At 44.3% G+C, this 26,511-nt stretch carries 23 protein-coding genes, 3 pseudogenes, 1 CRISPR repeat array and 1 other annotated feature; of the genes and pseudogenes, 1 reads left to right on the top strand and 25 read right to left on the bottom strand.

The window, feature by feature from the left end:
- The 12 genes and pseudogenes from AN618_RS03985 to AN618_RS04035 form a co-directional block, all read right to left on the bottom strand.
- A pseudogene (locus tag AN618_RS03985) lies at nt 1-790 on the bottom strand (IS200/IS605 family accessory protein TnpB-related protein); the annotation flags it as partial.
- Between the two features lie 48 nt (nt 791-838).
- A pseudogene (locus tag AN618_RS13025) lies at nt 839-925 on the bottom strand (IS607 family transposase); the annotation flags it as partial.
- 56 nt (nt 926-981) lie between these two features.
- Nucleotides 982-2,739 carry an ASKHA domain-containing protein gene (locus tag AN618_RS03990; protein ID WP_066352387.1) on the bottom strand — a complete coding sequence of 586 codons (1,758 nt, stop codon included), beginning with the start codon at nt 2,737-2,739 and terminating at the stop codon, nt 982-984.
- Between the two features lie 148 nt (nt 2,740-2,887).
- The gene (locus tag AN618_RS03995) at nt 2,888-4,282 is read right to left on the bottom strand and encodes an MFS transporter (RefSeq protein ID WP_066352389.1); all 1,395 of its coding nucleotides are present in this window, start codon (nt 4,280-4,282) and stop codon (nt 2,888-2,890) included.
- A gap of 63 nt (nt 4,283-4,345) precedes the next feature.
- Complete coding sequence (locus AN618_RS04000; RefSeq protein ID WP_066352390.1) at nt 4,346-5,566, bottom strand: uroporphyrinogen decarboxylase family protein; 1,221 nt, start codon at nt 5,564-5,566, stop codon at nt 4,346-4,348.
- 6 nt (nt 5,567-5,572) lie between these two features.
- Entirely contained in the window at nt 5,573-6,205 is a 633-nt protein-coding gene (locus tag AN618_RS04005) for a cobalamin B12-binding domain-containing protein (protein ID WP_066352391.1), read from the bottom strand.
- A gap of 253 nt (nt 6,206-6,458) precedes the next feature.
- Nucleotides 6,459-7,631 carry an MFS transporter gene (locus AN618_RS04010; protein WP_245628388.1) on the bottom strand — a complete coding sequence of 391 codons (1,173 nt, stop codon included), beginning with the start codon at nt 7,629-7,631 and terminating at the stop codon, nt 6,459-6,461.
- 139 nt (nt 7,632-7,770) lie between these two features.
- Nucleotides 7,771-8,994 carry a uroporphyrinogen decarboxylase family protein gene (locus tag AN618_RS04015; protein ID WP_066352392.1) on the bottom strand — a complete coding sequence of 408 codons (1,224 nt, stop codon included), beginning with the start codon at nt 8,992-8,994 and terminating at the stop codon, nt 7,771-7,773.
- Between the two features lie 3 nt (nt 8,995-8,997).
- A complete protein-coding gene (locus tag AN618_RS04020) occupies nt 8,998-9,630 on the bottom strand; it encodes a cobalamin B12-binding domain-containing protein (RefSeq protein WP_066352393.1) in 633 nt (210 codons plus the stop codon).
- A gap of 27 nt (nt 9,631-9,657) precedes the next feature.
- Nucleotides 9,658-10,887 carry a uroporphyrinogen decarboxylase family protein gene (locus tag AN618_RS04025; RefSeq protein WP_066352394.1) on the bottom strand — a complete coding sequence of 410 codons (1,230 nt, stop codon included), beginning with the start codon at nt 10,885-10,887 and terminating at the stop codon, nt 9,658-9,660.
- Between the two features lie 76 nt (nt 10,888-10,963).
- Nucleotides 10,964-11,587, bottom strand: a complete 624-nt coding sequence (locus AN618_RS04030; protein WP_066352395.1) for a cyclodeaminase/cyclohydrolase family protein — start codon at nt 11,585-11,587, stop codon at nt 10,964-10,966.
- 45 nt (nt 11,588-11,632) lie between these two features.
- The gene (locus AN618_RS04035; protein WP_066352525.1) at nt 11,633-12,427 is read right to left on the bottom strand and encodes a formate/nitrite transporter family protein; all 795 of its coding nucleotides are present in this window, start codon (nt 12,425-12,427) and stop codon (nt 11,633-11,635) included.
- Between the two features lie 338 nt (nt 12,428-12,765).
- On the opposite strand from AN618_RS04035, the gene AN618_RS13950 reads away from it, so the two are divergent.
- Nucleotides 12,766-12,975: a methyl-accepting chemotaxis protein gene (locus tag AN618_RS13950; protein ID WP_425402669.1), complete on the top strand. Its 210-nt coding sequence runs from the start codon at nt 12,766-12,768 to the stop codon at nt 12,973-12,975.
- 114 nt (nt 12,976-13,089) lie between these two features.
- Here AN618_RS13950 and AN618_RS04045 read toward each other — a convergent pair whose 3' ends face one another.
- The 13 genes and pseudogenes from AN618_RS04045 to AN618_RS04105 form a co-directional block, all read right to left on the bottom strand.
- Nucleotides 13,090-13,560, bottom strand: coding sequence for an HAD family hydrolase (locus AN618_RS04045; RefSeq protein ID WP_066352400.1), 471 nt, complete (start codon nt 13,558-13,560; stop codon nt 13,090-13,092).
- A 359-nt stretch (nt 13,561-13,919) separates the two neighbouring features.
- Entirely contained in the window at nt 13,920-14,138 is a 219-nt protein-coding gene (locus AN618_RS04050; RefSeq protein ID WP_066352402.1) for a transposase, read from the bottom strand.
- Nucleotides 14,139-14,240: 102 nt separating this feature from the next.
- A CRISPR array of direct repeats spans nt 14,241-15,278; the repeat unit is 30 nt; unit sequence GTTTCAATCCCACTATGGTTCGATTAAAAC.
- 99 nt (nt 15,279-15,377) lie between these two features.
- Nucleotides 15,378-17,570 (bottom strand): CRISPR-associated helicase/endonuclease Cas3, encoded by a 2,193-nt coding sequence (locus tag AN618_RS04055; RefSeq protein WP_066352403.1) that lies wholly within the window; start codon nt 17,568-17,570, stop codon nt 15,378-15,380.
- On the bottom strand, nt 17,555-18,271 hold the full coding sequence (gene cas5 / locus AN618_RS04060) for a CRISPR-associated protein Cas5 (RefSeq protein WP_066352404.1): 717 nt from the start codon (nt 18,269-18,271) through the stop codon (nt 17,555-17,557). Before cas5 ends, AN618_RS04055 begins: the two co-directional genes overlap by 16 nt.
- The gene (gene cas7i, locus AN618_RS04065; protein ID WP_066352405.1) at nt 18,250-19,179 is read right to left on the bottom strand and encodes a type I-B CRISPR-associated protein Cas7/Cst2/DevR; all 930 of its coding nucleotides are present in this window, start codon (nt 19,177-19,179) and stop codon (nt 18,250-18,252) included. Before cas7i ends, cas5 begins: the two co-directional genes overlap by 22 nt.
- On the bottom strand, nt 19,172-20,683 hold the full coding sequence (locus tag AN618_RS04070; protein ID WP_066352406.1) for a hypothetical protein: 1,512 nt from the start codon (nt 20,681-20,683) through the stop codon (nt 19,172-19,174). The genes cas7i and AN618_RS04070 overlap by 8 nt, the downstream gene beginning before the upstream one ends.
- Before the next feature lie 14 nt (nt 20,684-20,697).
- The gene (cas6, locus tag AN618_RS04075) at nt 20,698-21,441 is read right to left on the bottom strand and encodes a CRISPR-associated endoribonuclease Cas6 (protein WP_066352411.1); all 744 of its coding nucleotides are present in this window, start codon (nt 21,439-21,441) and stop codon (nt 20,698-20,700) included.
- Nucleotides 21,442-21,451: 10 nt separating this feature from the next.
- Nucleotides 21,452-21,718, bottom strand: coding sequence for a CRISPR-associated endonuclease Cas2 (gene cas2 / locus AN618_RS04080; protein WP_066352412.1), 267 nt, complete (start codon nt 21,716-21,718; stop codon nt 21,452-21,454).
- 5 nt (nt 21,719-21,723) lie between these two features.
- Nucleotides 21,724-22,593 carry a type I-B CRISPR-associated endonuclease Cas1b gene (gene cas1b / locus AN618_RS04085; protein WP_083515035.1) on the bottom strand — a complete coding sequence of 290 codons (870 nt, stop codon included), beginning with the start codon at nt 22,591-22,593 and terminating at the stop codon, nt 21,724-21,726.
- Between the two features lie 103 nt (nt 22,594-22,696).
- On the bottom strand, nt 22,697-23,308 hold the full coding sequence (locus AN618_RS04090) for a lysophospholipid acyltransferase family protein (protein WP_083515036.1): 612 nt from the start codon (nt 23,306-23,308) through the stop codon (nt 22,697-22,699).
- Nucleotides 23,309-23,331: 23 nt separating this feature from the next.
- The gene (locus AN618_RS04095) at nt 23,332-24,093 is read right to left on the bottom strand and encodes a YlmH family RNA-binding protein (RefSeq protein ID WP_066352419.1); all 762 of its coding nucleotides are present in this window, start codon (nt 24,091-24,093) and stop codon (nt 23,332-23,334) included.
- 108 nt (nt 24,094-24,201) lie between these two features.
- On the bottom strand, nt 24,202-24,720 hold the full coding sequence (locus AN618_RS04100) for a tryptophan transporter (RefSeq protein WP_066352421.1): 519 nt from the start codon (nt 24,718-24,720) through the stop codon (nt 24,202-24,204).
- A gap of 45 nt (nt 24,721-24,765) precedes the next feature.
- Nucleotides 24,766-26,115: pseudogene (locus AN618_RS04105) on the bottom strand (TrpB-like pyridoxal phosphate-dependent enzyme).
- A 58-nt stretch (nt 26,116-26,173) separates the two neighbouring features.
- Nucleotides 26,174-26,473, bottom strand: a binding site (T-box leader).
- Nucleotides 26,474-26,511: the final 38 nt, after the last annotated feature.

A 26,511-nucleotide genomic window follows, 5' to 3' on the forward strand; every position in this document is an offset into this window, starting at 1 on the left:
GCCATCTGTAATATTCCCTCTTATCCGTATTGCCGCTTATAAGTTCGGGCATCGGAATTTTGCCGTGTCCTGCTAATTGCCCGTTCTCATCTGTTTCCGCCCATGCTATATGGTCCGGATATGCGTTGACGTCTATTCCTATAACCCCATTTTCTTTTGTTATCGCAACTTCCGGGAAGTTTTCTTCAATCGTAAAGTAAGCATATACCTTCCCATTTTTGAGCTTTAGCTCGACAGAATAAGGCTGTCCGCAAGTGCTTATTGCTTGTAGTAATTCCTCCCGGCTCTTCCCTTTTTTCCATCCCGGTTGCATCCTTGCATATGCATACCTTCTTTCACCTACGTTGATTCTAAGTACAGCACCATTTTCATCTATCTCGATTCTCGTATTCAGGTTCCCTTTCTTGGTCTTGTCTCCCCTAGAGTAGAGATTGCCTTTCCTTCTTTCTTGCCATTCATGTTGCAGCTTCTTATATGCATTTCCATTTATGTGTTGTTTCTTTAGCTTTTCAAACAAACTCCTGCCACCGAAAATAACTTTGCCTGGATTTTCGCCTCTTTCTTTACAAGACTCTAGAACGCTTTTTGCCTTCATTATCGCATCATCTACATACTTCGAATTTAAACTGAAAATCCCTTGAAGTTCTCTTTTGAGTTCATTTCTGCTATATCCTTCTAAAAGTCTGTTATATGCGAATCTTGTGCAGGATGACCATCTTCTCAAAAGGTCTAATACTTCCTGCTTATCTTCGTTGCTATCAAAAATCAGCTTTGCCTGAATTGTTATCATGCCTTTTAGCACCTCTTTGGCCATAAATCCTTGCTGTATCTATGAGGTTGTTTTCAATCCTTCCTTTTCCCGGTTTATTAGCATTCTTCTGTTGATGCCATATATCTCCTTGATTTTTTGCACACTTAGTAACATTCAACATCACCTAATCAAAATTATGCCTTTTTGCATTATTATTTTCAACTGTTGTATTAAAATTCAATTTTCTTGGCAAAAATCCGGCTGAATTCGCTCACCGCGCTGAGTTCTATATAATGGATCTTGCGGGAAAGTGCAAGTGCCCGCTCGTATTCTTTTTCGGATACAAGCGCAAGTTTTGCCCCGGTCCCGGCGGCATTACCCACGGGTTTAATCCTGCCTTCCAGTTCGGGCGGGATGAGTCCTATCTTACATGCGCTTTCGGGTTTCAGATAATTCCCGAAAGCCCCCGCCAGAAATACTTCCTTTATGTCCTTCACCTTAGCCCCGAAAGTATTTAACAGAATTTCGATTCCTGCGGCTATGGCTCCTTTTGCCAACTGCAGCTCCCTTATATCTTTCTGGTTTATATACACGGGCTGCCCGGTCGGCGTATTCTCCTCTATAATAAATGCCCTTATTCCGTTTATCTCTCTAATTCTGTCTTTGTAAATTTCCCCTTCCCCGGAAAGTTCCTCAGGCTTCAAGATTCTTCCTTTTTTGTCCACGACGCCCACTTTCAGAAGCTCCGCCACAATATCCAAAAGTCCCGACCCGCATATACCTACAGGCTCAACCCCGCCTATCACCGTGTACTTTATTTCTCCGTCTATTTTCGCATGATCTATAGCTCCGGTCGCCCCCCTCATGCCGCAGGCTATGTGAGCACCTTCGAAGGCAGGCCCTGCAGCGGTGGAACAGGCAAAGAGCCTTTCTTTAGTCCCCAGCACCATCTCTCCATTAGTGCCTATATCTATCAGCAGCCTGAGGTCATCGTACTTGTCCATCTCGCATGCCAGGGCCGCGCCAACCGTGTCGGCCCCGACAAACCCGGCAATGTTCGGCAGTGTAAAAACCTTGCCGTTCGGGTTGATGTTTATGCCAAGTTCAGCCGCATCCACGACCATCGGCTCTGAAAAAACGGGCACGTAGGGAGCTAAGGCCAGGTGTTTTGGCTGCACCTTTAAAAACAGGTGCTGCATGGTCGTATTGCCCACTATTGTAACTGCGTAAATGTCCTCGCGCTTAAAATCGGTGCCGCTCAGCGCCTTGTCGATTAAATTGTTGATTTCATTTATCACTTCTGCGTGAAGTTTTTCCAATCCATCCGGCGTCTCGGAAGCCAAATTTATTCTTGAAATAACATCGGCCCCGTACTTAGTCTGCGGATTAAGTGCAGATACCCTTGCTATTTCGCTGCCGGTGCTCAAATTTATAAGATAGCCTGCTATCGTCGTCGTGCCGATGTCGAAAGCCATCCCTAAAATTTCCCGTCTGGTATCCCCTTTTTCAACGGCCAGGACTTCATCTTCCCAGGTTACCACGGTGACTTTAAAGTTGCTTTCCCTAATCCTCTCGGGCAATTCCCTCAAAACTTTAAGGCTGGGCTTCAAGCCTATATTCCCTCTCAATCTATCCCAATCATCCCTGTTATCTTCCAGCGATGGCAGTGGCAGATCCAAGTACCGCTTCTTCACCAGCGGGTCCAACACTACCTTTCGTTCAACACCTTCCGATAAGATCTCGTACTTTTGCTCCTTTTTCGGAATTTCTACGATGACATCCTCAGTAACCTTGAACTGACACGCAAGGACTTCTTCACTAGAATTTCCTTTTACTATCTTAACCTTGCATTTTTTGCATTTCCCCATACCCCCGCACGGAAACTCGAATTTTATGCCGTTTTCGGTAAAAACTTTCTTCAATGTGGCATTTTCTTCCGCTGTTGCATGGATGTTTTCCGGGAGGATTGTAACCGTGTACGTTTCCATAAAAACACCACCTGCAAATAAAAAAAGTTTTTACTTATATTACCTTACCATAATACTGAGAAGAAAAAAAGATGTATTTAAAACTTTATACGTATAATAATAACACCGGTGGCGAAACCCACCGGTGTTATTAACTTTTCCTGCTTATTTACGCTTTTGCTCCTTCAGCTTCTGCTCTCCTCTGATTAATTTCATTTTGCAGCTGAATCAGTTTTTCTCTTGTTAACTTATAACCGAACGCAAGCACTAATGCAGAGGCCAAAGCAAAGATACCAGGAATGAATACAAACACATTTATTACCGCATTTTTCAGAGCTAGGGTGGCTGTAGCCGGATTAGCACCAGGCACAAACCCAGCAGTAGCTAGAACAAAGGGGATTATAGTTCCTCTCGAAATAATTGCGGTTTTCAAAGATAGGTTCATCAATCCCATAACGAAGGGAGATGCATCTTCTCCCGTTTTCCATTGGGCATAAATCGACACATCTGAATACAGACTTACCATAACCGATGCCAAAAGTCCGAGAAATACTCTGGCTATCAAAACAAACACAAAAAACATCGTTATATTCATTCCTACGAATTTGCATATAATTAGCGAAACTGCCAATCCGAATAAACCTACGATAGAAGCATTCCTAGTCGAAAGACTTTTAGATAGGCTACCTGCTATATAGGCTCCTATTACCTGGGCTATGCCGCCGAGTAACAGATAGGTAGGGTAAAGAGCCATATTCTGTGCTACATAGGTAAAGTAGTAAGCGGCTGCTGCTGTCATGATAAAGTTAACCATATACCTGAGAAAATCGGATATAAGAAGCACTATAAGAGGGGGATTTTGTATAAGGCTGTTAATCATAGCTCTAATTGTTACAGTAGAACCTTTTGATGGACCCTGCACTTGACCAGTAGGTTCATAACCTTCAGTTATCTTGAAAACAAACCAGTAACATATCATCATCAGGAATGCCATTATTCCCGCAAGAAGTGTATAACCCAAAATTTCATTGTTAGTAACCTTTCCTAAATATACAGCTAAAGGAGGTCCTGTATAAGAGAAGACTACACCAGCCAGCGATGTGTAGGTAGCACGTCTTGAGGCCAGAAAAGCTCTCTCTTCCGGATTATTAGCCAAAACGGGAATAAGCGAAACGTTAGCTACCCATGGTATATTCCACGCTATATGGCTCAAAATAAACCCCAAACATACGATAATTGCCGCTATTGTTTCACTAGGCCCTATCTTAGTGTACTGAAACATATAAAGGATTACTACTATCGGTGGAGCAATTAACATCCACGAACGGTTTCTTCCCCATTTCATCGGCTTGGTTCCACTAATAATCGCACCGTAAAAAGGAGATAGCAGAGCATCAACTACACTCGTAACCGTACCTATTAGTGCCACCATAGGGAGCGAGAATTTTGCTACGTTTGTCAAGAAGAATACAAACAAGTACAATTCCACACTAGTCATCATGGAAAAACCGAAATCGCCAATGCCGTAAAAAGTTTTTATAGCTTTGCTAAGAGGCTTTTTCATTTTCCCCCTCCTCTTTAATTTCAATACCCGGCCCCGGCTTAAACGCCAGGGCCGGTGCATCTTCTAACCGTATTTTTCTACCGCTTCGATTAAAGCAGTAATATTCTCGGTGGGGGTTTCCCTAGGAGCCGTACCTATGTTAGCGCTGAGTATAAATCCGCCACCCGGCTTTACCTGTTCTAATAAATTCTTTACGTATTCTTCAATTTTCTCCGGGGTTCCGCCCACTATTAAGCTCATCGGAATTCCGCCCATAACGCAAGTATGTCCTTCCAAAACTTTCTTTGCCTTCACGACATCGGTCTTTTCAAAGTATGCAATGCCCCATCCCTTGGGAAGCTCTAATATGGTCTCAAGGTGCGCATCATGGCGTCCCTCGAAAAACACCTGTGCTTTCATACCTTCATCGGCCAGTCTCAGAATCACTTCCTTCAAAGTTGGCCAATAAAATTCTTTGTACAGCTTGGGGGATAGATACTCGTTCAAATGCAGAGGTATCATAACCCACTTTAATCCTCTCTGTTTATAGGAAAGTGCATACTTCACAATTGGTTCAACCAAAGCTTCTGCCGCTTTTTTAACCTTATCCGGATATCTTCTGATGTCCAAAAGTACGTTTTCAATCCCCCTCAAAAAGTCTCCTATTATATCTAGCGGCGCATAAGCCCCGCCCATGGGTATAGACGGGTATCCCAACTTTGCGGTTATTGCCCCAATTTCGCGGCCTGCTGCTCCGTACCTTGCAAATTCAACCCCTAGCCTTACCATTGTAGCCATGGCCTGCCGCGGTGTCTCTAAATTGCGGCATGCCCTAGGCAGCACAGTTTCAGCAACAAATTTGACTGGGTCTTCTATCAATTGGTCATATTCGTCGGCTTCCATGAAGGTTCCACCAATAAATTGTGGAGATGCGTCTTCCGATATCTCCCTTCCCGGATACCGATAATACTTGTCTCCTAACACATCATGCATCGGTCCGGTTATAAAAGTAGTATTCGCCGCAATATCAGGATATTCCGAAAACGCCACACTAAATACGCGTCCATCTAAGCCCGTTATTCCCGAACTGGCCCAATCAAACTGAAAATCGGTCAAGAATTTTTCAATGGCTTTTATAGCCTTTTCATAATCATAGCAAAATTCGTGCTGTGTTATGCCGGAATAAGCCGGAATTATATCTCCGCCAAATCCTCTAAGAGGAACCCTATCCGGTTCTTCAAGATTAATCGCCGCCATAATACGAGCATACCGCTTTTCAGCAAGCTCCTGTGCATTGCTCACCATACCGAATCACACCTCCATCCCCAGAAGTTGTTTGCAGAGCCTTACTCCTTTCGCCGCATCGTCAGCCCAAGCATCCGCTCCGGCGTATTCCTTGACGCTCTCGTCTACCCTGCCTCCACCTATTATTATCTTTATGCCGTCCCTCAACCCCGCTTCCTTCAATTTGTCCACCGTCTTCTTCATCGAGGTCACTCCTGCAGTTATAAGACACGACATGCCTACTATGTCCGGCTTGTGCTCCTTCACCGCTTCCACAAACTTCTCCTCCGGCGTGTCTATCCCTATGTCTATCACTTCAAATCCCGAAGCTTCGGCAAATACCTTGAATATGTCCTTGCCTATGTTGTGCACGTCTTCTTTTACCGTCCCTAATACAATCTTGCCTAACTTCTTCTCGCTTCCACCTTTAATCTTGGGCAGCGTGAATTCCATTATTTCTTTAAAAATCTCGCCACCTAGAATGAGTTCGGACAGGAAGTATTCGCCCTTTTCAAACCTCTCGCCTATTTTTCCCATGGCATCCCTACAAACTTCCAAGAGCTTCTGTGCATCCCCTCCGCCTTCTAGGTACTCCTTGGCTTTATTTACCGCCTCTTCTTCCTCCATTTCGACTATGCTCTTTAAAACATCCTCCAGCACGCTCTAACCTCCTTATAAAAATTCTAAATTATTATAGCGTGTTATACTTGTATATGTTTTATCTTATATTTCATCTTTTGTCAATTTTATGATTTTTTAAATGGCAAAAGCTCTCCATCCCGCACTTTAGTGAGTAAGGCAGGACAGAGAGATTTAATGACTTTTAACAAATATGGTCCAAAAAAGCATCCCATCACAACACTAATAAAGACATAAATATGCGGATGTGACGCTCCAAAAGTCGGGTGCTTTATTAACCTGCTTTTGAAACCGAAGGCGACTTCCTCGCCCCCGTTAATGCGTATATCAATGCACTTATAAAATACGCCACCATTGCGATAAATATAGGAAAACGTATATAACTATTTATCCTCAAAAGAAGCGCTATATAATATGTCGAAATAAATCCTCCAAGGTTCATAAAAGCCATCAGCGTACCGGACGCCGATGCAAAGGCCGCTGGCGGAACAATAGATCCTATTATCATCATCACAGCAGGCATTAAAACGCTAAATCCCAACCCCACGAGGGTGGAACCTACCGTCAGCATCATTAAGCTATTAGCGTAATACACACACCCCATGCCAGCCGATATAACAAGCAAGCTCAATGTAATAGCGTGAAGTTTTAAGTATTGATGTAGTTTTCCGAAAATCGCTCCTCCAATCATTCCTCCGACGGTGAACATTGAGAGCACGACTCCCGCCGAGGCCGCATCCCCCAGATTCCCGGTAATAATTATCGTTGACATATTAACTAGCATAGGGTAATTCAACATCGTAGCAGTACCAAAAAGCGCCGCGATTAAATAAACCGCGCCCGGCATTTTAACCTTAGCCGCTGCGCCTGCTGCAGTTTCTTCCTTCTTCTTTTCGGGTTCGGGGAGCATAAAAAGCACCATGAAGAAGGTTATAAGTGCTAATAAGTGCGGCAAAAAGGCATGTTTCCAACTTATCGTGCACAAAATCGCACCTAACATTTGAAGCACTATACCGCCTAGGTTCATAATTACACCCGAAAGCCCAAGCATATTGGCCCTCTGCTGTCCTTCAAATAGCCCCAAAATTAGTGCAGTTCCAAGGGGGGATATTATACCAAGGCCTATTCCAAATAATGCCCTAGCCACCAGTATAACGGTGAAATCATTCATGACAAAAGGCGCAGCTCCTGCTACAGCAAAAAGAAGGGTACCTATCAATAATAGAGGTCTGTATCCAACCCTGTTTCCTGCAACCATACCGGACCAGGCGGTTGCCGGTATAAGAAAAAGCGATGGCAAAGTAGATGCCAATAAAATAGTGCTGAAGGGAAGTTCCGGGAAGGCTTCCGCTATGTTTTGCAGCGCCGGTGTTATAGTCCCTATACCCATCGCGATAAAAAATACCGACATTACCGCAACAACTGTCGCAGTATTACTTTTTCCCACCACTCCCACCCTTTCTTAAAAAAGTGTAATTGTACAATTTATATTCTTATTAAATTTATTTTATTTCTGATATTTTACTTTACTATCGTGCTTTTAAGTTTGTGCCGATCGCCGGCTTCACCGGCGATCGGCAATTAATTTAACCGTACTTCTCCACAGCCTCTATAAGCGCCTTTATGTTCTCGACCGGTGTCTCTCTCGGGGCAGTCCCAACGCCGGGGGCCAGGATAAATCCGCCGCCGGGTTTTACTTTCTCGAGCAGATTTTTAACGTACTCGTCGATTTGAGCCGGCGTTCCTCCAACTATAAGTCCCATGGGAATTCCGCCCATTACGCAAGTATGACCTTTCAAGACTTCCTTTGCTTTTACAACGTCGGTCTTCTCAAAATATGCTACTCCCCACCCTTTTGGCAACTCTAAAATTGTCTCGAGATGTGCATCGTGCCTTCCTTCGAAGAATACCATTACTTTAAAGCCTTCGTTTACAAGCCTTACGATGACTTCCTTCAGCGTGGGCCAGTAGAATTCTTTATAAAGCTTGGGCGAGAGGTATTCATTCAGGTGGAGTGGTATAAAGGCCAAAGTAGCGCCTATATTCTTGTGAGCCAGTGCATAATTCATTATCGGCTCTACCAATGCTTCGGTCGCTGCTTTTACCTTGTCAGGATACCTCCTGATGTCTAACAGTAGATTCTCCACGCCTCTCAAAAAGTCACCTATCAGGTCCAGCGGCGCATAGGCACCTCCAAGAGCCATTGCGGGATAGCCCAACTCCTGCATCAAACCGACAGTCTGCATCATCATAGCATTAAATTTGGATATTTCGGTGCCGAGCCTAACCATCGTCGCCATAGCCTTGCGGGGTGTTTCCAAGTTGCGGCAGGCCCTGGGTAGCACCGTTTCGGCTATGAACTTTACGGGATCTTCTATAAGTTTGTCGTATTCATCGGCTTCCATAAAAGACCCGCCGATAAACTGAGGGGATGAATCCTCCGAAATTTCCCTGCCCGGATACCTGTAGTATTTGTCCCCCAATGCATCGTGCATCGGCCCGGTTATGAAGGTGAGGTTTATGGAAATATCCGGAAATTCCGAAAACGCTACGTTGAACACACGCCCGTCCAAACCGCTCACGGAAGCTGCAAAAGGCCAGTCACAGGGGAAGTCTTTTAAAAACTTCTCCATCGCCTTCAGAGCTTTTTCGCTGTCATAGCAATATTCGTACATGCTCAGGCCGGAATAAGCTGGAACTATGTCACCACCCACACCTGCAAGGGGAACTTTGTCGGGTTCCTCAAGGTTCATTGCCGCCATTAAACGGGCTAATCTTTTTTCGGCAAGTTCTTTCGCATTGCTAACCATTTTTTAACCCTCCACACCTATAAGTTGTTTGCAAAGCCTCACGCCTTTTGCGGCATCGTCCGCCCACGCGTCGGCTCCCGTGAATTCCTTCACGCTCTCGTCTACCCTGCCTCCTCCAATTATTATCTTTATGCTGTCCCTCAACCCAGCTTCCTTCAATTTGTCCACCGTCTTCTTCATCGAAGTTACTCCAGCAGTTATAAGACACGACATGCCTACTATGTCCGGCTTGTGCTCCTTCACCGCTTCCACAAACTTCTCCTCCGGCGTGTCTATCCCTATGTCTATCACTTCAAATCCCGAAGCTTCGGCAAATACCTTGAATATGTCCTTGCCTATGTTGTGCACGTCTTCCTTCACAGTCCCGAGAACTATCTTGCCTATCTTCTTGACCGAACCGCTCTTTATCTTCGGCAACGTAAATTCCATTATCTGCTTGAATATCTCGCCGCCCAAGATAAGTTCGGACAGGAAGTATTCTCCCTTCTCAAACCTGGCTCCTACTTCGCCCATCGCGTCCCGGCATACTTCTAGAAGCTTCTGCGGGTCCCCTCCACCGTCTAAGTATTCCTTCGCCTTCTTTATAGCCTCCTCTTCTTCCATCTCGACTATGCTCTTTAAAATTTCATCAAGCATCAGTAAAACCTCCTTTGAAAAATTTTTTCAATACCTGCCGTACTTTTCGACAGCTTCAATTAAAGCCCTAATATTTTCTACCGGGGTTTCTCTCGGAGCAATCCCCACGCTGGTCGCGAGTATGTATCCTCCACCGGGTTTAACTTCGTCCAACAGTTCCTTAACGTAGGCATCGATTTTTTCGGTCGTCCCGCCGACTATCAAACTAATCGGCACCCCGCCCATCACGCACGTATGTCCCTTCAAAATTTCCTTTGCTTTCCTGACATCGGTTTTTTCAAAGTAGGCTATGCCCCATCCTTTCGGGAGGTCGAGGATGGTTTCTAAATGCGCATCGTGTCTGCCTTCGAAAAACACGAATGACTTTATGCCTTCCTTTGCAAAGCCCAGTATTACCTCTTTCAGATAAGGCCAGTAGAATTCATTGTAAAGCTCCGGTGATAGGTATTCGTTCAAATGCAGCGGTATAAAAGCATATTTGACTCCCAAAGGCTTTAAAGCCAATCCTGCTTTTAAAATTGGTTCTACCAGCGCTTCGCATGCTTTTTTTACTTTGTCCGGATACCTGCGAAGGTCAAGTATCAAATTGAGTTCATCCCTCAGGCCATCTCCTATGAGATCTAAGGGGGTGTACCCCAAGGTTATGGGGATAGCCGGGTAACCTAATTGGGCCAGTTCTTTTCCAACTTCAATGGTAAAATTCTTTATTTTTTCGGCCTCCATTCCCAGCCTTATCATGGCAGCCATCGCTTTGCGCGGAGTATTCATATTGCGGCAAATCCTCGGAATTATCGTTTCCGCTATGAACTTGACCGGATCTTCTATTAAATCGTCGTACTCTTCCGGTTCCATAAATTTCCCGCCGATGAACTGCGGCGAACAATTCTTTTCGATTTCCCTGCCGGGATACCTGGTGCATGTATCATCTATTATGTCATGTATCGTACCAAACATCGCCATTCCGACCGTCGCCGAAACATCCGGATCATCGGCAAAAGCGTATGTAAACGGTGGCACCCCGACTCCCACAAAACCCGCCGCAAAAGTCCAGTCACAGGGGAAATCTCTGTTGAATTTGACAATCGCTTCTTTAGCCTTGTCATAATCGAAACAAAATTCTTCCTGCGTTATGCCCGCATAAGCTGCTATCACATCGCCACCAACGCCGCTGAAGGGCACCCGGTCAGGTTCTTCCAGGTTTACCGCCGCCTCGATCCGCGCAAGTCTTTCCTTCGCTAATTCTTCCGGACTTTTCATTTTTTACACCTCTTTTTTAAAAATTGTGGAACCGCTACTTGCATATCACCTCCTCATAAGTCTTTTCTAAAGAGGTTTACAATTTTTTCAGCACTTCATCATAAGCTTCATCCGCCAGAGCGTCCGCTTCTTTGCAAATTTTTTCTACGTATTTTCCTGTATTCTCCACGAATTCTCTGTCGTCGATTCCGCCTAGGTTTATGAGTACATTCAGTTTCCCTCCGTGCACCGCTGCTTTTAAAAGGAGCGCACCGACTCCCACGTCGCTTATGGCAAGTTTTGAGCCTATCTCGGCCAACCTTTTTTGAAGTTTCAGGGCTTCGAGCGAATATTCCATTATCTTTAACGGCACCTGGCACGCGTTCTTCAAAGCCCTATTTAAGGCTTCCTTTTTCTTTTGCTTTTCTTCCTCGGTATTTTTAGGAAGCTTGTATGCGGCCGCTACTTCTTTGAAAACCTCGGCGTCCTCATCAACCAACAAAAGCAATTTCCTTTGAAGTTCCCTGGTCTTCTCCAGTATATCCTTTACTTCCGGCTCTACATCCTTGTATTTTTCCTTTCCTATAGTCAGATTGCAGACCATCCCCCCTAGCGCATTTCCCAGCGCCCCAGCAAGCGCTGCAGCGCCTCCTCCACCAGGAACCGGTTCCTTGGACGAAAGCACTTCCACAAAATCTTCTAAACTGCTCTTTATAAACATACGTTAAATCTCCGTCCTTCCTCAATTAGTCGTATTGCAAATGACTTACATTTTTAAATCGCTATTTCTCGCCTCACCAAAATACGCGAGGAAGTACACTAACGGAACTATTAATGCCCCTCCTATCATATTCCCCAAAGTGACGGGGATCAAGTTCCTTGCGAATATTTCTCCCCAGCTTATATCCAATCCCCCGAACTTTGCCAGGGGAAGGAAAAACATATTCGCCACACTGTGCTCATAGCCCGAAAGCACGAAAAGCATTATGGGAAACCAGCACGAAAATATCTTGGAAATTATGTCCTGCGATGAAGTTGCCATCATCACTGCAAGGACCACCAGGATGTTGCACAGTATCCCTCTCACCAAGGGCACCGCAAAATTCGAAAACATCTTGTTTTGTCCAATGGAGAGGGCCAGGTCTTTAACACTGCCTTGTAAATATCCGCCACTTGCAATAAGATATGCGAGAAGTACGGAACCTATAAAGTTAGCCGCATATACTGTAATCCAATTTCTACACAGCGCTGCTCCATCAATTTCCCTTCTCAAAACCGAAAATACCATCAAATTATTCCCCGTAAAAAGCTCGGCGCCGCAAATCACTACAAGCATGAGGCCAACCGGAAAGACCATGGCACCGGCAAATTTCATAAGACCGGCATCGATATTCTTTAATGTCTGCATTATCGTAATAGAGGCGAATCCACCGAAACCTATATAGATTCCAGCCATCAATCCCAAAAGGATCATTTGCAAAAGGGAAAGTTCTGCCTTCTTTTTCCCTATTGCGATAGTAGACTCAATTATTTCCCGCGGCGCTAAAAACCTCTTTTCCATTTTTGACTCCTTCCCCACTATTGTCATAAATATTAACATGTATATACATCTTAAGAATATCACAGAATTATTAAATTGTCAATATTTTTTAATTGTATTTGCATTTTGTGATTTTTCGCAAGCCAAAGTTTTTTAATGCTATATTTTCTTACTTCTATAAAATTTGTTATAATAACAGAAAAATAAACAAAAAGTAATTGTATTATGTCCTCGAAAGTAATAAACGGCAGTATTTCCTCTAAAAGCGAACAAACGGGCGCCAAGGACTTAAGCAGCACAACAATGAACATTTTAGTGATATAGCGGCTAAGTCTCAAATATTAGGTATCAACGCAGCAATAGAAGCCGCCAGGGCAGCTCAGACAGGACACGGATTTGGAGTAATAGCCACAGAGATAAGGAAGATGGCTGAAACCAGTAAAAAATCAATAGAAGAAGTAAAAGCTTTGACTTTGAATGAGAGAGAGGATATCAGAAATAAACGAGGACATCAAAGTTACATTCGAATTTTCCCGCAATCAGGCTGCAGCTTCCCAAGAAATCTCTAAGGCCATTCAGGGGTTGATAGAACACATTGAAAAGCTCGAGAAAATATCAAAATTGTTATAAAAAAATAAAAGGGGTGTTCTGGCCCTTTTTATTTTTAACGTTTTTTAAAATAATTATTTCCTTAAAGTAGCTACGATTCTTTTGGTATTTAAAAACAATTCCAAGGCATCTTCTGGAGAAGTAACAACTATATCGGAGTTCATCAAGGCACCAAAAAAAGCCCCTTCTTTACCTATAACCGCAACTCTCAACCTGGATACCTGGAACATTTTTACATCGTTTTTTCCATTTCCTACAGCCGCAACATATTCTCCACCTAATTTTTCTACGAAATTTTTTTTATCCTCACCTCCATTTAAAGGGTCTACTCTTTGAAACTTCACGGGGAGGCCTTTTATCTCTTCATAAGCACATCCGTAAGTATCAGCTGTGAGCACGTAAATCTCCATCACATTAGAAATATTTTTGATCAATTCCTTTACTCTCTCAGAACACTTCCCGTCCGCTGCCAATGTGCCGTTGTAATCCAACACTAAATACTTTAGTTCTGCGATGCCTTCACCTGGAATTTCTATTTTTAACATAATTTACCTCCCTTGTGCAATTTCAATTTTTTTTATTCACCCCTAGCAAACAAAAGTAATTAATTTTAAAATCGTCTTTTTCATTCAGCTCAACAAAATCCTTCTTCAATGCCCTTAAAATTGCTCTATATTCGAATTTCTCTCCGTTGAACCTACAAGTATTCGCTCGTGTAATATACCCTGGGCCTTTTCATTACTCTTGAAATTCCTTGGATTTAAAAGTAGCGTCTTTATTGCTTCGCCAGTTACAATTTCGCCATTTTTGGTCCTTGAAAAGCCAGGAATAAAGCATCTTTTTTCATTTAACTCCGGCTCGTTTTTTTAATAATTCCTTTAAATAAGCGATTTCCAAGTCTTTATCAACAATTATTGAGCATAGCATAACGTTTTCTTTTCTGAGTTTTAAGTTCATCTTCGGGATAATTTTCAGTGTTCAGGAGATGTTTTTTCCAGTAATCTAAGGTGCTCTTTGATATGCCATACTTCCTACATACAGCAATTTTGGTAGTAGAAGAGCTTTCATCCTCGGCAAGGACAGCAAGTTTTTCTTCGAGGGTAAAGTTTTTACGTGCTGCCATTGAGTTTGACTCCCCCAAGAGAAATTTTAGCATGTTGTGCGTTTTAGTCCAATTCTCTTGAGGGGCCAGCAATTAATGAAAAAATCGTGGCCGGAGGCATCAGTTTCAATCCCACTATGGTTCGATTAAAACTTATTTAGGAGGTAAATTTTTTTTGTTTTGAATTGAATCGTTTCAATCCCACTATGGTTCGATTAAAACGAAATCGTAGGCCAGCTTAAGCAGGACATATCAGAAGCAGTTTCAATCCCACTATGGTTCGATTAAAACAACGAGAAAACGATTTTTCAATCCGTTATAGCAGTCGGGTTTCAATCCCACTATGGTTCGATTAAAACTTCTGGAGATTTTGGAATAAGTTGTTTTGATTAACGCCCGTTTCAATCCCACTATGGTTCGATTAAAACGATTACCAACACAAAACTAAATCATGCCCTGTTCTCGTTTCAATCCCACTATGGTTCGATTAAAACGCTCGTAACTTACAACAACATGGTTAAGATGCTTGAGTTTCAATCCCACTATGGTTCGATTAAAACTTAATACTTCTGCCCTCAAATTTTGCGGGCCCGGATATGCGTTTCAATCCCACTATGGTTCGATTAAAACAATCTCTTGTTCAAAGTCATTAAGTTCTTCAAAATTGTTTCAATCCCACTATGGTTCGATTAAAACACTATTGTAGTTTATTGCCGTAGCCGTTAGATTCTGGTTTCAATCCCACTATGGTTCGATTAAAACCCGTCAAACCGCAGTAAGTACGTTGTCCACTCATCCACGTTTCAATCCCACTATGGTTCGATTAAAACTCAGAGTGGCCAGTTTGACGGAATGCAGGTTACGCGTTTCAATCCCACTATGGTTCGATTAAAACTCATATTCCGGCTCCCATTCCCATGAAGGAATATCAGTTTCAATCCCACTATGGTTCGATTAAAACTGTGACAGCATGAATGAAGAAGCACTTATCCTTCGCAGTTTCAATCCCACTATGGTTCGATTAAAACTACTAAAACCGGGTGCGGAAAAGTTGTGCGAGCTATAGTTTCAATCCCACTATGGTTCGATTAAAACTGAAGCTAAAGATGATTTTAATGAGCGAATGTTGCGGTTTCAATCCCACTATGGTTCGATTAAAACCAAGCAAAAAAACTAGACTTTATAAGGCTTTGCAGCCTTGGATATGCCGTCGACCTCCGGTACTTGAAAAACCCCAGGGGGTCGACGGCAGTTTTTGTATTAGTCAATAAAAACAAAGCTATTACTTTTTTCTTGGCTTGGTGGCATTAATCCGAATTCAGAACTATATTCCAATGTAGTTTGAATGCAATTAAGGTCTTCTATAAATGTAAAGTATTCGCTCTGTCGTAACCAATATATCGGCACGGGGACCAGCAGCTCCGGTAATCTCCAGAATTCCTCTTTTTGCTTTAGCTCATAAGCCTCCTGCACATAGCCCGAAGGAATCACATCTACCGACAAATGGCCCCTCCGCGCAGTAAAACGTTCCCGCATTTCTTCATCTGACAGATTTATTGTGTAACATCCCAAAATTCGTTGAACCTCATCAAGGGTATTTCGCCCTTCTAAAAATTCTTTTTTCCAATCATCTGAAGAAAAGACTTGTTCATAGAGTGTATGAGTAAGTTCGGTTAAATCGCGATCTGTTGGGATTTCCGATATTTTTTCTAAAAGCTGCAAACTTAATTCCAGCACATCCTTACCGTAAATCCGCTCCGACCCTTTGCTCCATTGCTTAAAAATAAATACCGGAGAATGTAATTTTTCCCCACGGCGATTTACCCGTCCTAAGCGTTGAACCAAAGCATCAATAGGTGCAATTTCTGTTATCAGAACATCATACGAAATATCCAAACTTACTTCAACCACTTGGGTGGAAATGAAGATCGTCCCTTTGGGGGGATTCCCCACCATTTCTTCTTTCAATTGCCTGTCGCGGAAAATAAAACGTGAATGAAGCAGATAGCAGTTTTCCCACTCATATTCTTCCTTCAGTTTTTTATAAAGCGACTGCACATCGCTAATCGTATTGGCTACTACTAGGACATTTTCTCCCTTTTGAGCATAATCCATTGCCAGGGATAAGCCGCCTTCTAGCGAACCATTTTGAAGCTTCAATCTATGCCTTTTGCGTTCCCAAAGATTATCTTCAGCTTCAATTAATTCTCCTTTTGGGAATAAATTTAACAGTGCAGGCGGCAATGTTGCGCTTGCTAATGCCAGCCGATACGGTTTTTCTCTTTCTAATGCTTCCACCAATAACCCAAGCGTATAAGGCTCGTATGCGTGGATCTCATCTAATATAACTGTTGCTTGTTTTGAAAAACTCCGGCGCTCTTCCCAGTGTCGGCCATTCAGATGGGCCAATATGTATTGATCGATAGTTGCCACCGTAACAGGTTTTGCGAAGACCGAACCGAACAAACGGGTATCCAGAGGATCTTCATCTAGATTCAAATCTTTGCGCATAATGTAATTTGCACGGCCATGAGCGAGTGCTACCGATTTGTCGTCAAAAATCTTGCGCATTCGCTTCCACATAGCATTTACCGTAGCCTGAGTCGGCAAAAGATATATGAGTCGCTCTGCGTCACCGGCCCAAAGAAGTAGTGCTTCGGTTTTCCCCGATCCAGTCGGAGCCCTGAGCCAAATTACATCGGAACCGCTGTTTGCCGCACGCTGCTGAAAGCCGCGCAGTATGAAACCCTCTTCTTTTTCACGCCGACGAACGTTTGATTCAACCTTCGACCTTCCACCATCCAAAAAAATCATAGAAGAACTGAATTCACCTGATGAAACCAGCCAATCCGATATATGCAAAATTGCTTTAATCTGGGCAAATTCCTGCGGTATAAGATCTTTAAAAATACCTCTCAACGTTTTATTTTGAATAACCCTTTCATCATCGAGCATTGCAGCGGGCGAATCCTTTATCAAATTTTGTATAATCCACAAAAATTCTTCATCTGCGGGAATCCCATCCATGCCAGCATTTCTGAGCATCTCCAAGATAACCTTAATAATTTGAGAAAGTTGCGGATGAAAATTGGGAACGGCATCAAAACCTTTGTAAAGCCCGGGACTTAACGGAGAATGATGCGTCAACACCGCAGCGGTGGCGTAAAGATCGAACTGATTCCATTTTAATTTCTGTCCTAAAAGGCTTTCCGCCACCATTATGAAAGGCATTGAAGCTAAAGCATGGGGATAAGCTTTTTTACGCTTGCCTCTTATATAATCCTGAAAATCCACGGTAGCTTTGCCGATATCATGGAATGCGCAGGCGAGTAAAACTTTCATCTGCAAGCGCTCATCCAATTTCATGCGTTTTGCGATCTCATTCCCCACATGCAAAACACTCCGCAAATGGTCTTCGAGGGCAACATCTGGTTTCGCTAGGAGTTCATCCACGTGAAGTTCCTCCCCCGGTATTGCAAAGCGGGTATCGAAGGCACTTCTACTTCATACTCCATCCCTAAAGGAAGGAAGCTCAGAATTACCGGATTATGCGGATGGCGGATTCTTCTTCTTTCATCTATGACGAAACTCAACGGCAATATTTCAACTACCGGCGGCTCTGCACTAACCCCAGGGCTTAATACGGGTTTGATTCTCATTTTCCGGATGTCTCCGGGAATTACAGTTCCGTTAAAATGCGGATTTCCTTCATTAACGCCTTCTATAGAAATTTCATCTATAATAATCAGTTCGTCCTCTCTCCCCAGAGAAAGGGGGAACACAGGATCAACAAAAGCTCTTTTTAACTGCTCAAGTAAGGTTTCTTCCCCGCCGTAAAATATAGTGTAATACCCAAAGAACAGTAGCTCTCTCATGTACGGCGATCTTTCCATTTTATTCCCTTTTATTTTTAATAAAGTCCACATATCCCGCGAACGCCCCGGGTAATTATCCATCAAAACAGCTACTTTTAAATTTTTCAAAGGACTATTTTCGCCCCAAAGTTCATAATCAGGAAGCCCTAAGGCCGCACCCGCCAGACCTATTAAAGTCGTCGGCGGAGGCATCGGCAGGGTTCTCTGGTAATTGTGATCCAGAGGACGCCTGAAAGATACAACGGGCGCCTTCGCCGCTATTCTGAGGATTCTTTCCATAATCCCGACACATCTCCTTTGGCTTCGGCAATGGCTTCATGTACGGCAAGTATCTTCCCGTAGCCCGATAATTCGCTATGAATTTGATCTTCATTGCCGAAAATACCAGGTTCTAATCCTAATATTATATTTTCAGAATATTCGACGAATTTATCAAGAGCATTCTTCAACGGTTCAATCTCCAGTATGTACTTGCCGTCCTCGTAACGAGCTGCGAAGGCCTCTAAGAATATCGGATGCTTTACTTTAAGTCGTGCGTAAGCAAAAAATTTTGGTGATAAATCAGCTAACATCCTGGCCGTACGTCCACCACCCCAAAGAAGATTCAGAGCATCTAAAAGAGCCTGCAAACGTTTCCTGCGCTCTTCTGCGGAAAGGATTTTTTCATTATCTTCACTTATTTCCATCGGCTTAAATATGCCTACTCGATCTAACTCCACCAGAACTGTTCCTTTAAAAAGGTTGGAATATATCTCCGTTTCAAACATATTTCCTCCGGCAGACATAGCCTGCCCGAAACGCTCGAAAGAACGGGTGCCCAGGTCTCTGTCCCCTTGGAAAGGAAACATACCTATCGCCGCAGAAACTCTTACGGGCGATGTCCGGCGCCGTCCGCCTGAAGGATCCATATATCCGAATAAATCTTCATCAATAAATTCCCAGGGTCGCACCGGCGGCGTTACTTCCTGTCCTTTGACCTCTGAAAAAGGTTCTGATAGTTGGTAACCCAATTCTTCAAGTCTATCGCGTAACATCCGCCGTATAGCCTGCCCTGAAATATATGGAATGGTAGTCCCATCCGCTAGCGTTATCTTCTTGGTAACGACTACATTGCCCTCAGTATGAGAGGCATTTACATTCCCCGCCGAAACTTTAGCAAGATAACCAATAGCGATTGCCTTACTCATTGTCTAGGCCTCCTTCTTGTATTTCTGAATTTTCATTAATCGCTTTTGTCTTTCGCAAATAAGCGTTCATCGAATAAATAGAAAGTAGTGTTTTTACCCGTACCCAAGGGACTCCAGCAATGCGTTCGCCTTTTTCAATTTTGAGGAGCGCTTCCGGAACCGTTATTCCTAGCCGAAATTGTGCATCGTTTAGCATCCGGTAAAAATCTTCAGGATTTTTGGCATTCCTCAGGGCATATAAAAGTCCCATTTCATTATGTTGCTGCGCCGCCTCACCAAGGCTGTGACCAAATCCCGATAAAACGCGTTGAAATTGCTCATCCATATTGAGCACCTCCAATAAATATTGATTGAATAAATCTAAGCTCCCTGCTATAAGCGGGCGTTTGTTTTCTTCCTTAGCCCGCACTTCAAATAGGAATTGCTCTACATAAGGCAATGGATCAGAAAATTCCAATATAGCCCAGCAAATTTTGTCTCTCCAAATTGATTCATGCTTATTGCCCTGGTACGTTTCAAACTGCCTTAAAATTTCCACTATATGACGATGGGAATTGTAAAATTGTCGTTTTTCCCTAATAACGTTCAGCCAGCTCTCATAGAGGCGATATAACTTCTGCAACTTTGTAAACTCTCGTAAAATTTTCATGTTGAATGCCTTCCCCGGCTCACCGCTCACGGCATATAGAGTAAAGGAAGGAGGCGGGGCATCTGACGGAATAGCACCCAAGAGCCTCGCCAAATATAATCGCCCTTCTTCGGAAAGTCCATCCGACTGGTGGACGTGAACGAAAAGTTCCAGCAATAGACCTAGCATGGTTTCATGAATATAAGGGCCGTAAAAGGCAGGGTGGAAATTTCCGCTTTTTTCACCTTCAACGTTTAACGGTTTAATTACAAGTCGATGAAACCGTTCCATTTCCCGCAATTCCGAATAGAATATGAAGAAATGAAAAGCATCCCTCCCCTGTGCTTTCCAGAGCCACCCAAAGTAACCGGCAAGTCCTGCTAGTGCACACAGGGCGCATAATTTTAAGCCTCGCTTTGCTCCCGAATAGAAATTCCCAAATTTATTAGGGTCTACTATAAAAGGAAACATCCACATTTTTGCATCGGTAACTGTAACTTTTTCACCGCACATATCGCATACTTCCGATTTTTTGCCGAGGTCAAGTTTCAGTTCAAATTTGGGTGGCTGAGTTGGATACACATCTTCATTTACTTTTACTTTTTTGCCGGAAGTACCCGAAACCTTTATAAAAAGGTTGATAGGATAAACCCAATTTTCCTTTTCGTATTCACAAAGCTGCCCCGTCGCTTCATCAAAGTAAACTCCCTTATTCCCCGTTTTTTGAACAAGCTTTTCTAACAGCCGCTGGAGGACTTCTTCTACTTCATACTCGCCTTCCCCAAATTCTTCTGCCAGTACCACCATCCCGGTATCAATCCAAAAATTCCCCGTTGGCCTGGAAAGGTCAATTCTCACCTTCGCGTCCTTGGCCAATACCAATTCACCCCCTATCCACTCTTTACAAACCTTAACATCCCGAACCCCTGGCTGTTTCTTTCGCCAATCCCTGCCTCATACGCCAATTGAATCAAATTTTTATCACCTTCAATCACAAACCGCCCTTCATAACCCTTTACGTTGGTCCCCTGAACGGTGAAAAGCCTTGAACGCCACTTCCCAACAGGCTCAAAGTTTATGTTCAACGCATGATCAAACGAAATCCCAAGTGCTTTCGCTTTCCGCAAAAGATTGACCTCAATCACCCGCCGGAAATCCGTCTCATCGGGCGAGAGGAATCGCTTTACAAGCCTTCCCTCCTCTTTAATCCCCGTTGAAGCCACCACCGGCGAAATCGTCTCGCATAACATTCTTTCAGAAATATCGGGAATGCCTTCAACCTCCACCTTCTCAACATAAAGGCGGATATTCCCGAGGCGAACCTCGCCTTCCAAAAGCATGGTTTTAACGAGGGCTTCTATGGGTGCATTAAGCGGCGACGAAAACCACCAGGTGAGAGGAGGGGTTACTTTTAATCCCCCGGGTAAAGCTCTAGATTCTCTCGAAAAAATCTTGGAAAACACCAACATTTTATACCTGTGATTTCCCTCAACGAATCCCTGTTCGTGTAGAAAACTGCCAAATTCGGGGTTGGCCCTGGCTATCGCCCCGTACAAATAACCGTGCAGGAGGTGCGGATAATTCCACGGCAAAACGACCGGTTCTTCTCCCTGAAAAACGACGCGAACGCGCATAAACCATCCCTCAATCCAAAAATTGCTCCAGGTTTGCCTTTTTTTGTCCTATAACTTCCTTATGAAGGTACCTTTCCTGCGGCAACCTGTATATGTATATGCTGTCGCAATCGGGGTCTACGATTTTTTTCAAGCCTGATTTGAGCTTTTCCAGCTGCGCTTCAGTAATTTCTCCTTCAAAGGCGCTGTTTTGCACCCAGTGAAGGTAGCGCCTCAGATATTTGCAGACTTTTGCCACCCTTGCCTGTTCCACATCGTATACAACAATCACGTACATTTCCCCTACCACCAGGCCCGAAGCGACCTATATGCTTCCATCCCAATGAGGTGCCGGACGATTTTATAAGCCTCCAGGCGGATAAGGTGGCGATAAGATACGTTTCGCTTGAGTTTCCGGTGATATACGGTGGTCTGCAAGGTTTCTTCGAATTCCTTCAATACTCTTTTTCTCGCATCTTCTTTTAGATAAATAGCTGGTTCGTCCCCAATTCCTTCAAAATCTTCCCTGTCTATTATGCGGCGGTTCAGCAACCTAAAAATTATTTTGTCACCTATAAGAGGCTTAAAGATTTCCGAAACATCAAGGGCCAACGAAAAGCGTCGCTCGGAGGGTTCATGCAGGTAGCTGATGGTCGGATTGAGCTGGGTTACGTATATCTCGGAAAGCACGGCTGTGTAAATGAGTGTGTTTATAAATGAGATGAGTGCGTTTAACATATTGTCCGGCGGTCTGCGCACCCTTTTTTCAAAAGGCTCATCAAGCTCCAGAATTTCATTGAAAGCGGAATAGTACGCCATTCTGGCCTGGCCTTCTTCGCGCATAAGCTCCGGAATGGTTTTGCAGTCCTTTAGGCGCTGCATGGAAGTCTCTACCGCAGTTATAGCCTCTTCTAATGACTTCCCCCTGTTGCTGTAATAATTCAAATTGCGGCTTATATGGTAGAGGGCCCCTTCTATGAACTCCCTTGCCAGAAAAAGCCTTGAGTTCCCATCGAGATAATGCTGTACCTGCCTTACTAGGAGGTCCCCGCTTACATTCGTTTCCCGCGGATAAAAGCTTCCGGTATAGAAGCCGTAATAATTAAAAAAAATGCCGTTGGTATACAATTCCTCATATTGCTGCTCGTCCACAGAAGACACCTTTCCTACCATCAATAACCAGTAAAAATTTGTTCGCGTTTATTTATTTCTATAAATTTTCAGAAAATCCTCCCTGTACAATAAAAATATTTCGACAAAACAAAATACGCCGCTCCTAAAAGAGCAGCGCCCTTACGCTTTCCTCCACCATCTTGCTCACTTCGCCGAGCCATTCTTCATCCGCCGAGCTTATTCTGTCCTTCTTGCCCACCGAGATGGGTTCCCCCACTTTGAGCTCGATCCTTCCCCTTTTCGGAAAATACCTCCCCACCGGCAGCACATCAGTTGTACCTTTTACCGCCACGGGCAGCACCGCGGCTCCCGATTTCAAAGCAAGATACGCAAAGCCCTGCTTGAAGGGACGAAGCTTACCATCGGGGCTCACGCCGCCTTCCGGGAAAAGGGCTACCGCCCCGCCGCCTTTTAATATACGAAGGGCCTTCTTCAGGGACGAGATATCGCCCCGTTCGGTGTCGTTTACCGGAATCGCCCCGTAAAGTCTCAACAAAATATTGAGTCCTGGAATCTTAAAAAGATAGGCAGCTGCAAGAAATCGCAGCTTCCTGGGAATATAAGCCATGATTACAAGGGGATCGAGGATGCTCTGGTGGTTGGAAACTACTATGAGCGGGCCCTCCTTCGGCACATTGGAAAGCCCTCTTGCCTTTACCCCTCCGGTCAGGGAAAAAAAGCACCTCAGTAAAAGCTTTGTGAGAAAATAAAGCACCTTACCACCAGCTTTGATTTAAATTAACCCGTGAATCTGTGAATGGTCACGTAAATCCTTCCCTTTTTGCTGCTTCCCCCTATTTCGACCACCTTGGCCCTTCCAAGGCGCGCAGCGGAGATGACATCCCCTTCCTTCACCTCCGCAGAAGGGTCCTTCACGGTCCTGAAATTCACCCGCACGTTTTCGCCTTTTATGTAGGGCGCCATTTTGGACCTCGATATGCCGAAGGCGAGGCTCGCGACGGCATCGAGCCGGAGCGAGGCGACGGTGCCTTTTATCTCCTTATACCGCCTTTCGGGGCGGGCCACCTCTTTTAGCGATATCTCCTCGACCTCCACCGGGATTTTGCCGACTTTGGCAAGGTTGAGCCCCACGTACTCGGCCACTTCCTCTTTCAACAAGATATCTGCCCCTTCGGGGCGTATTACTATATCCCCCACCTTATCCCGCGATATGCCGAGGCCCAGCACGGCTCCCAGGTAGTCTCGGTGTCCCGGACGTTCTTCCCGATCCTTCGGCGTCACCCTTACGGCCTTTACGGGTAAAGAAAAGAACTCCTCTCTTAAATATTCGGGGAATACCACCAGTATCTTTCTTTCAGCCTCCTCAAACCCTCCGTCGAAGAAATAGCCAGCGCCTGGAAAATCGCGGGATATCTCTTCTGCTAATTTTTGCTGCGCGGGGTCGAGAAAATTGCTCGCCTTTTTTTCCCCGTTTCTGAGTGCTGTTGAAAACAAATCTCTTATTTTAGCTTCTGCTATCTTTTCATCTTGTTCCCTCAAGCCAAACCCTCCAGCTTTATAACTTTATGTTAATTTCGCCTTTTTATTGCCATTTTTATTACTTTATATTATACCACCAAAAAATAAAGCCCGGGAATCCCGGGAAATTCATCTTACATCTTTCTGTCTTGCGGCACTGCCTGTGGCTGCGATTATGCCATAAAGGACCGAAGTGGCCACCGTATTGATGGCAGCCGTCGGAATCACTATTGTGGTAAACAAAACCGGAAACGCTGCGGGGAGCGTGCCCGTTACCAGCATGGCAACGAGCAAAAAATTCGTACCGCTCATAATAGTGCCTATAAAACCGACCACCGGCACCATTATCTTTTGATTCACGTTCTTCCCTTTTCTAATTAACGCTGCCATTACCTGGGAGGTTATAAGTTCATCCACTATATTGGCTATCTGTCCACCTGGGAAGCTTGTGGTAAGCGCTGCGAATATACCTCCCAACATCCCCGCCAATAAGGCATTTCTGGGAGTAGGATTTATAAAGAGGGAAACAAACAACATCACCAATAGAAAATTGGGCCTCATCCCCGCGACTATAGGCGGTGTGACCTGATGGAGCACCAGGCCTATCGCCATCAAAAGAGAAGTCAGGACCATATCCCTTAATTTCATACAAAAATACCTCCTTAAAATTTTTTATTTTAACTAAACCCCTTCTCAATTAAGGGCTTTGAGGGTTTCTTGTATCTCTTCTTCTGAAAGACTCGAATCCCTCAACGTTCCTGAAAGATATGCATCGTAGGCACTCATATCAAAGTGGCCGTGTCCGCTGAGGCAAAATAGTATTGTTTTATCTTCTCCAGCTTCTCTTGCCATTAATGCCTCATCTATTGCCGCCTTTATCGCATGAGAAGATTCGGGAGCGGGAATTATTCCTTCTGTCCTTGCAAAAAGCTTGGCGGCTTCAAATACGTCCAATTGCCCATAAGCTTTCGCCTCAATCAATCCGTCGTGCAAAAGCTGGCTTTGTATCGGCGATGCTCCGTGGTACCTGAGGCCTCCTGCATGTATACCCGGCGGTATGAAGCTGCTTCCCAAAGTGTACATCATCATCTTTGGAGTAAGCTGTGCCACATCGCCGTAATCGTAAGTAAACTTCCCTTTTGTAAGGCTGGGGCAGGCTGTTGGTTCCACAGCTATTATTCGGGTCTTTTTCCCCTCTTTTATCTTTTCTCTCACGAAAGGCAGAGCTATCCCGCAAAAATTGCTGCCTCCACCCGAACAAGCTATAACTACATCAGGGTAATGCCCGGCTTTTTCCATCTGTTTCATAGCTTCCTGCCCTATCACCGTCTGATGGAGCACTACATGATTTAAGACGCTTCCCAATGCATAGTTAGTATCATCATTTTTTATCGCATCTTCCACCGCCTCGCTTATGGCTATCCCCAAACTCCCGGGAGAATCTGGGTCCTTTTCTAAAATTGCCCTTCCCGCTTCGGTCCTGTCGCTGGGGCTTGGTATCACTTGTGCTCCAAACAGCTGCATAAGGGATCTTCGATAAGGCTTTTGCTGGTAGCTTATTTTTACCATGTAAACCGTGCAATCCAAACCAAAAAAGCTGCAGGCCATGGCTAACGCACTACCCCACTGTCCAGCCCCAGTTTCGGTAGCAAGCCTCTTAATGCCAGCCTTTTTGTTGTAATATGCCTGAGGCACGGCAGTGTTAAGCTTATGGCTACCGGCAGGGCTTACACCTTCGTGCTTAAAATAGATCTTTGCAGGAGTACCAAGTTCTCTTTCCAATCTTTTCGCCCTAAATACAGGAGTAGGCCTCCACAATCGGTAAATTTCCTTTACTTCATCTGGGATTTATATATATCTCTCTTGTGTTATCTCCTGCTTCAACAATTCCTCTGGAAAGATTTTCTTTAGTTCCTCAATTGAGATTACTTCCCCCGTCTTTGGATTTATAGGCGGTTTTAAAGGATTAGGCAAATCGGCTTGGATGTTGTACCAATAATCAGGTGTTTCCCTTTCCGAAAGTAAAATCTTAACCTCCTCCATTGTCCATCACTCCTTTAAAAAATGTTTAAAATATCGGAATAAAAAAAGCACCCATCCCCGAAGGGACGGATGCTTTTCATCCGCGGTGCCACCCAACTTAGCCCGTAAGTAACAAAAAAAGCATTTCACCCACGGGGATGAAATGCTTTTTTGCCACCCTGTACAGGCTCTCTTTTAGGGTACGGCCTTATGGCGATACCCCGCCCTTATGTTAACGGAGGGCTTTCCGGGTGCAGCTACTTGCCTTCGCCGCACCTTCTCCGGGGCCCATTCACCCAACTTCCGGTACCGCGCTCCCACCTACCGCGGCTCTCTTTGACCTTACAGCCGGGTTACTCTTCCCCGTCATCGAATTTGAATATTTGCGACTTTGGTAATATAATATACCAAATTAAA

Source organism: Fervidicola ferrireducens (assembly GCF_001562425.1).
GTDB classification, from domain to species: domain Bacteria; phylum Bacillota; class Thermosediminibacteria; order Thermosediminibacterales; family Thermosediminibacteraceae; genus Fervidicola; species Fervidicola ferrireducens.

Bases quoted from the DNA above. Each gene is read 5' to 3' on its own strand.
- AN618_RS03990 (WP_066352387.1), bottom strand. From the start codon at position 2,739: ATGGAAACGTACACGGTTACAATCCTCCCGGAAAACATCCATGCAACA.
- AN618_RS03995 (WP_066352389.1), bottom strand. From the start codon at position 4,282: ATGAAAAAGCCTCTTAGCAAAGCTATAAAAACTTTTTACGGCATTGGC.
- AN618_RS04000 (WP_066352390.1), bottom strand. From the start codon at position 5,566: ATGGTGAGCAATGCACAGGAGCTTGCTGAAAAGCGGTATGCTCGTATT.
- AN618_RS04015 (WP_066352392.1), bottom strand. From the start codon at position 8,994: ATGGTTAGCAATGCGAAAGAACTTGCCGAAAAAAGATTAGCCCGTTTA.
- AN618_RS04020 (WP_066352393.1), bottom strand. From the start codon at position 9,630: ATGCTTGATGAAATTTTAAAGAGCATAGTCGAGATGGAAGAAGAGGAG.
- AN618_RS04025 (WP_066352394.1), bottom strand. From the start codon at position 10,887: ATGAAAAGTCCGGAAGAATTAGCGAAGGAAAGACTTGCGCGGATCGAG.
- AN618_RS04030 (WP_066352395.1), bottom strand. From the start codon at position 11,587: ATGTTTATAAAGAGCAGTTTAGAAGATTTTGTGGAAGTGCTTTCGTCC.
- AN618_RS04035 (WP_066352525.1), bottom strand. From the start codon at position 12,427: ATGGAAAAGAGGTTTTTAGCGCCGCGGGAAATAATTGAGTCTACTATC.
- AN618_RS04045 (WP_066352400.1), bottom strand. From the start codon at position 13,560: ATGTTAAAAATAGAAATTCCAGGTGAAGGCATCGCAGAACTAAAGTAT.
- AN618_RS04050 (WP_066352402.1), bottom strand. From the start codon at position 14,138: ATGGCAGCACGTAAAAACTTTACCCTCGAAGAAAAACTTGCTGTCCTT.
- cas5 (WP_066352404.1), bottom strand. From the start codon at position 18,271: ATGGAAAGAATCCTCAGAATAGCGGCGAAGGCGCCCGTTGTATCTTTC.
- cas7i (WP_066352405.1), bottom strand. From the start codon at position 19,179: ATGAGTAAGGCAATCGCTATTGGTTATCTTGCTAAAGTTTCGGCGGGG.
- cas6 (WP_066352411.1), bottom strand. From the start codon at position 21,441: ATGCGCGTTCGCGTCGTTTTTCAGGGAGAAGAACCGGTCGTTTTGCCG.
- cas2 (WP_066352412.1), bottom strand. From the start codon at position 21,718: ATGTACGTGATTGTTGTATACGATGTGGAACAGGCAAGGGTGGCAAAA.
- cas1b (WP_083515035.1), bottom strand. From the start codon at position 22,593: ATGGTAGGAAAGGTGTCTTCTGTGGACGAGCAGCAATATGAGGAATTG.
- AN618_RS04100 (WP_066352421.1), bottom strand. From the start codon at position 24,720: ATGAAATTAAGGGATATGGTCCTGACTTCTCTTTTGATGGCGATAGGC.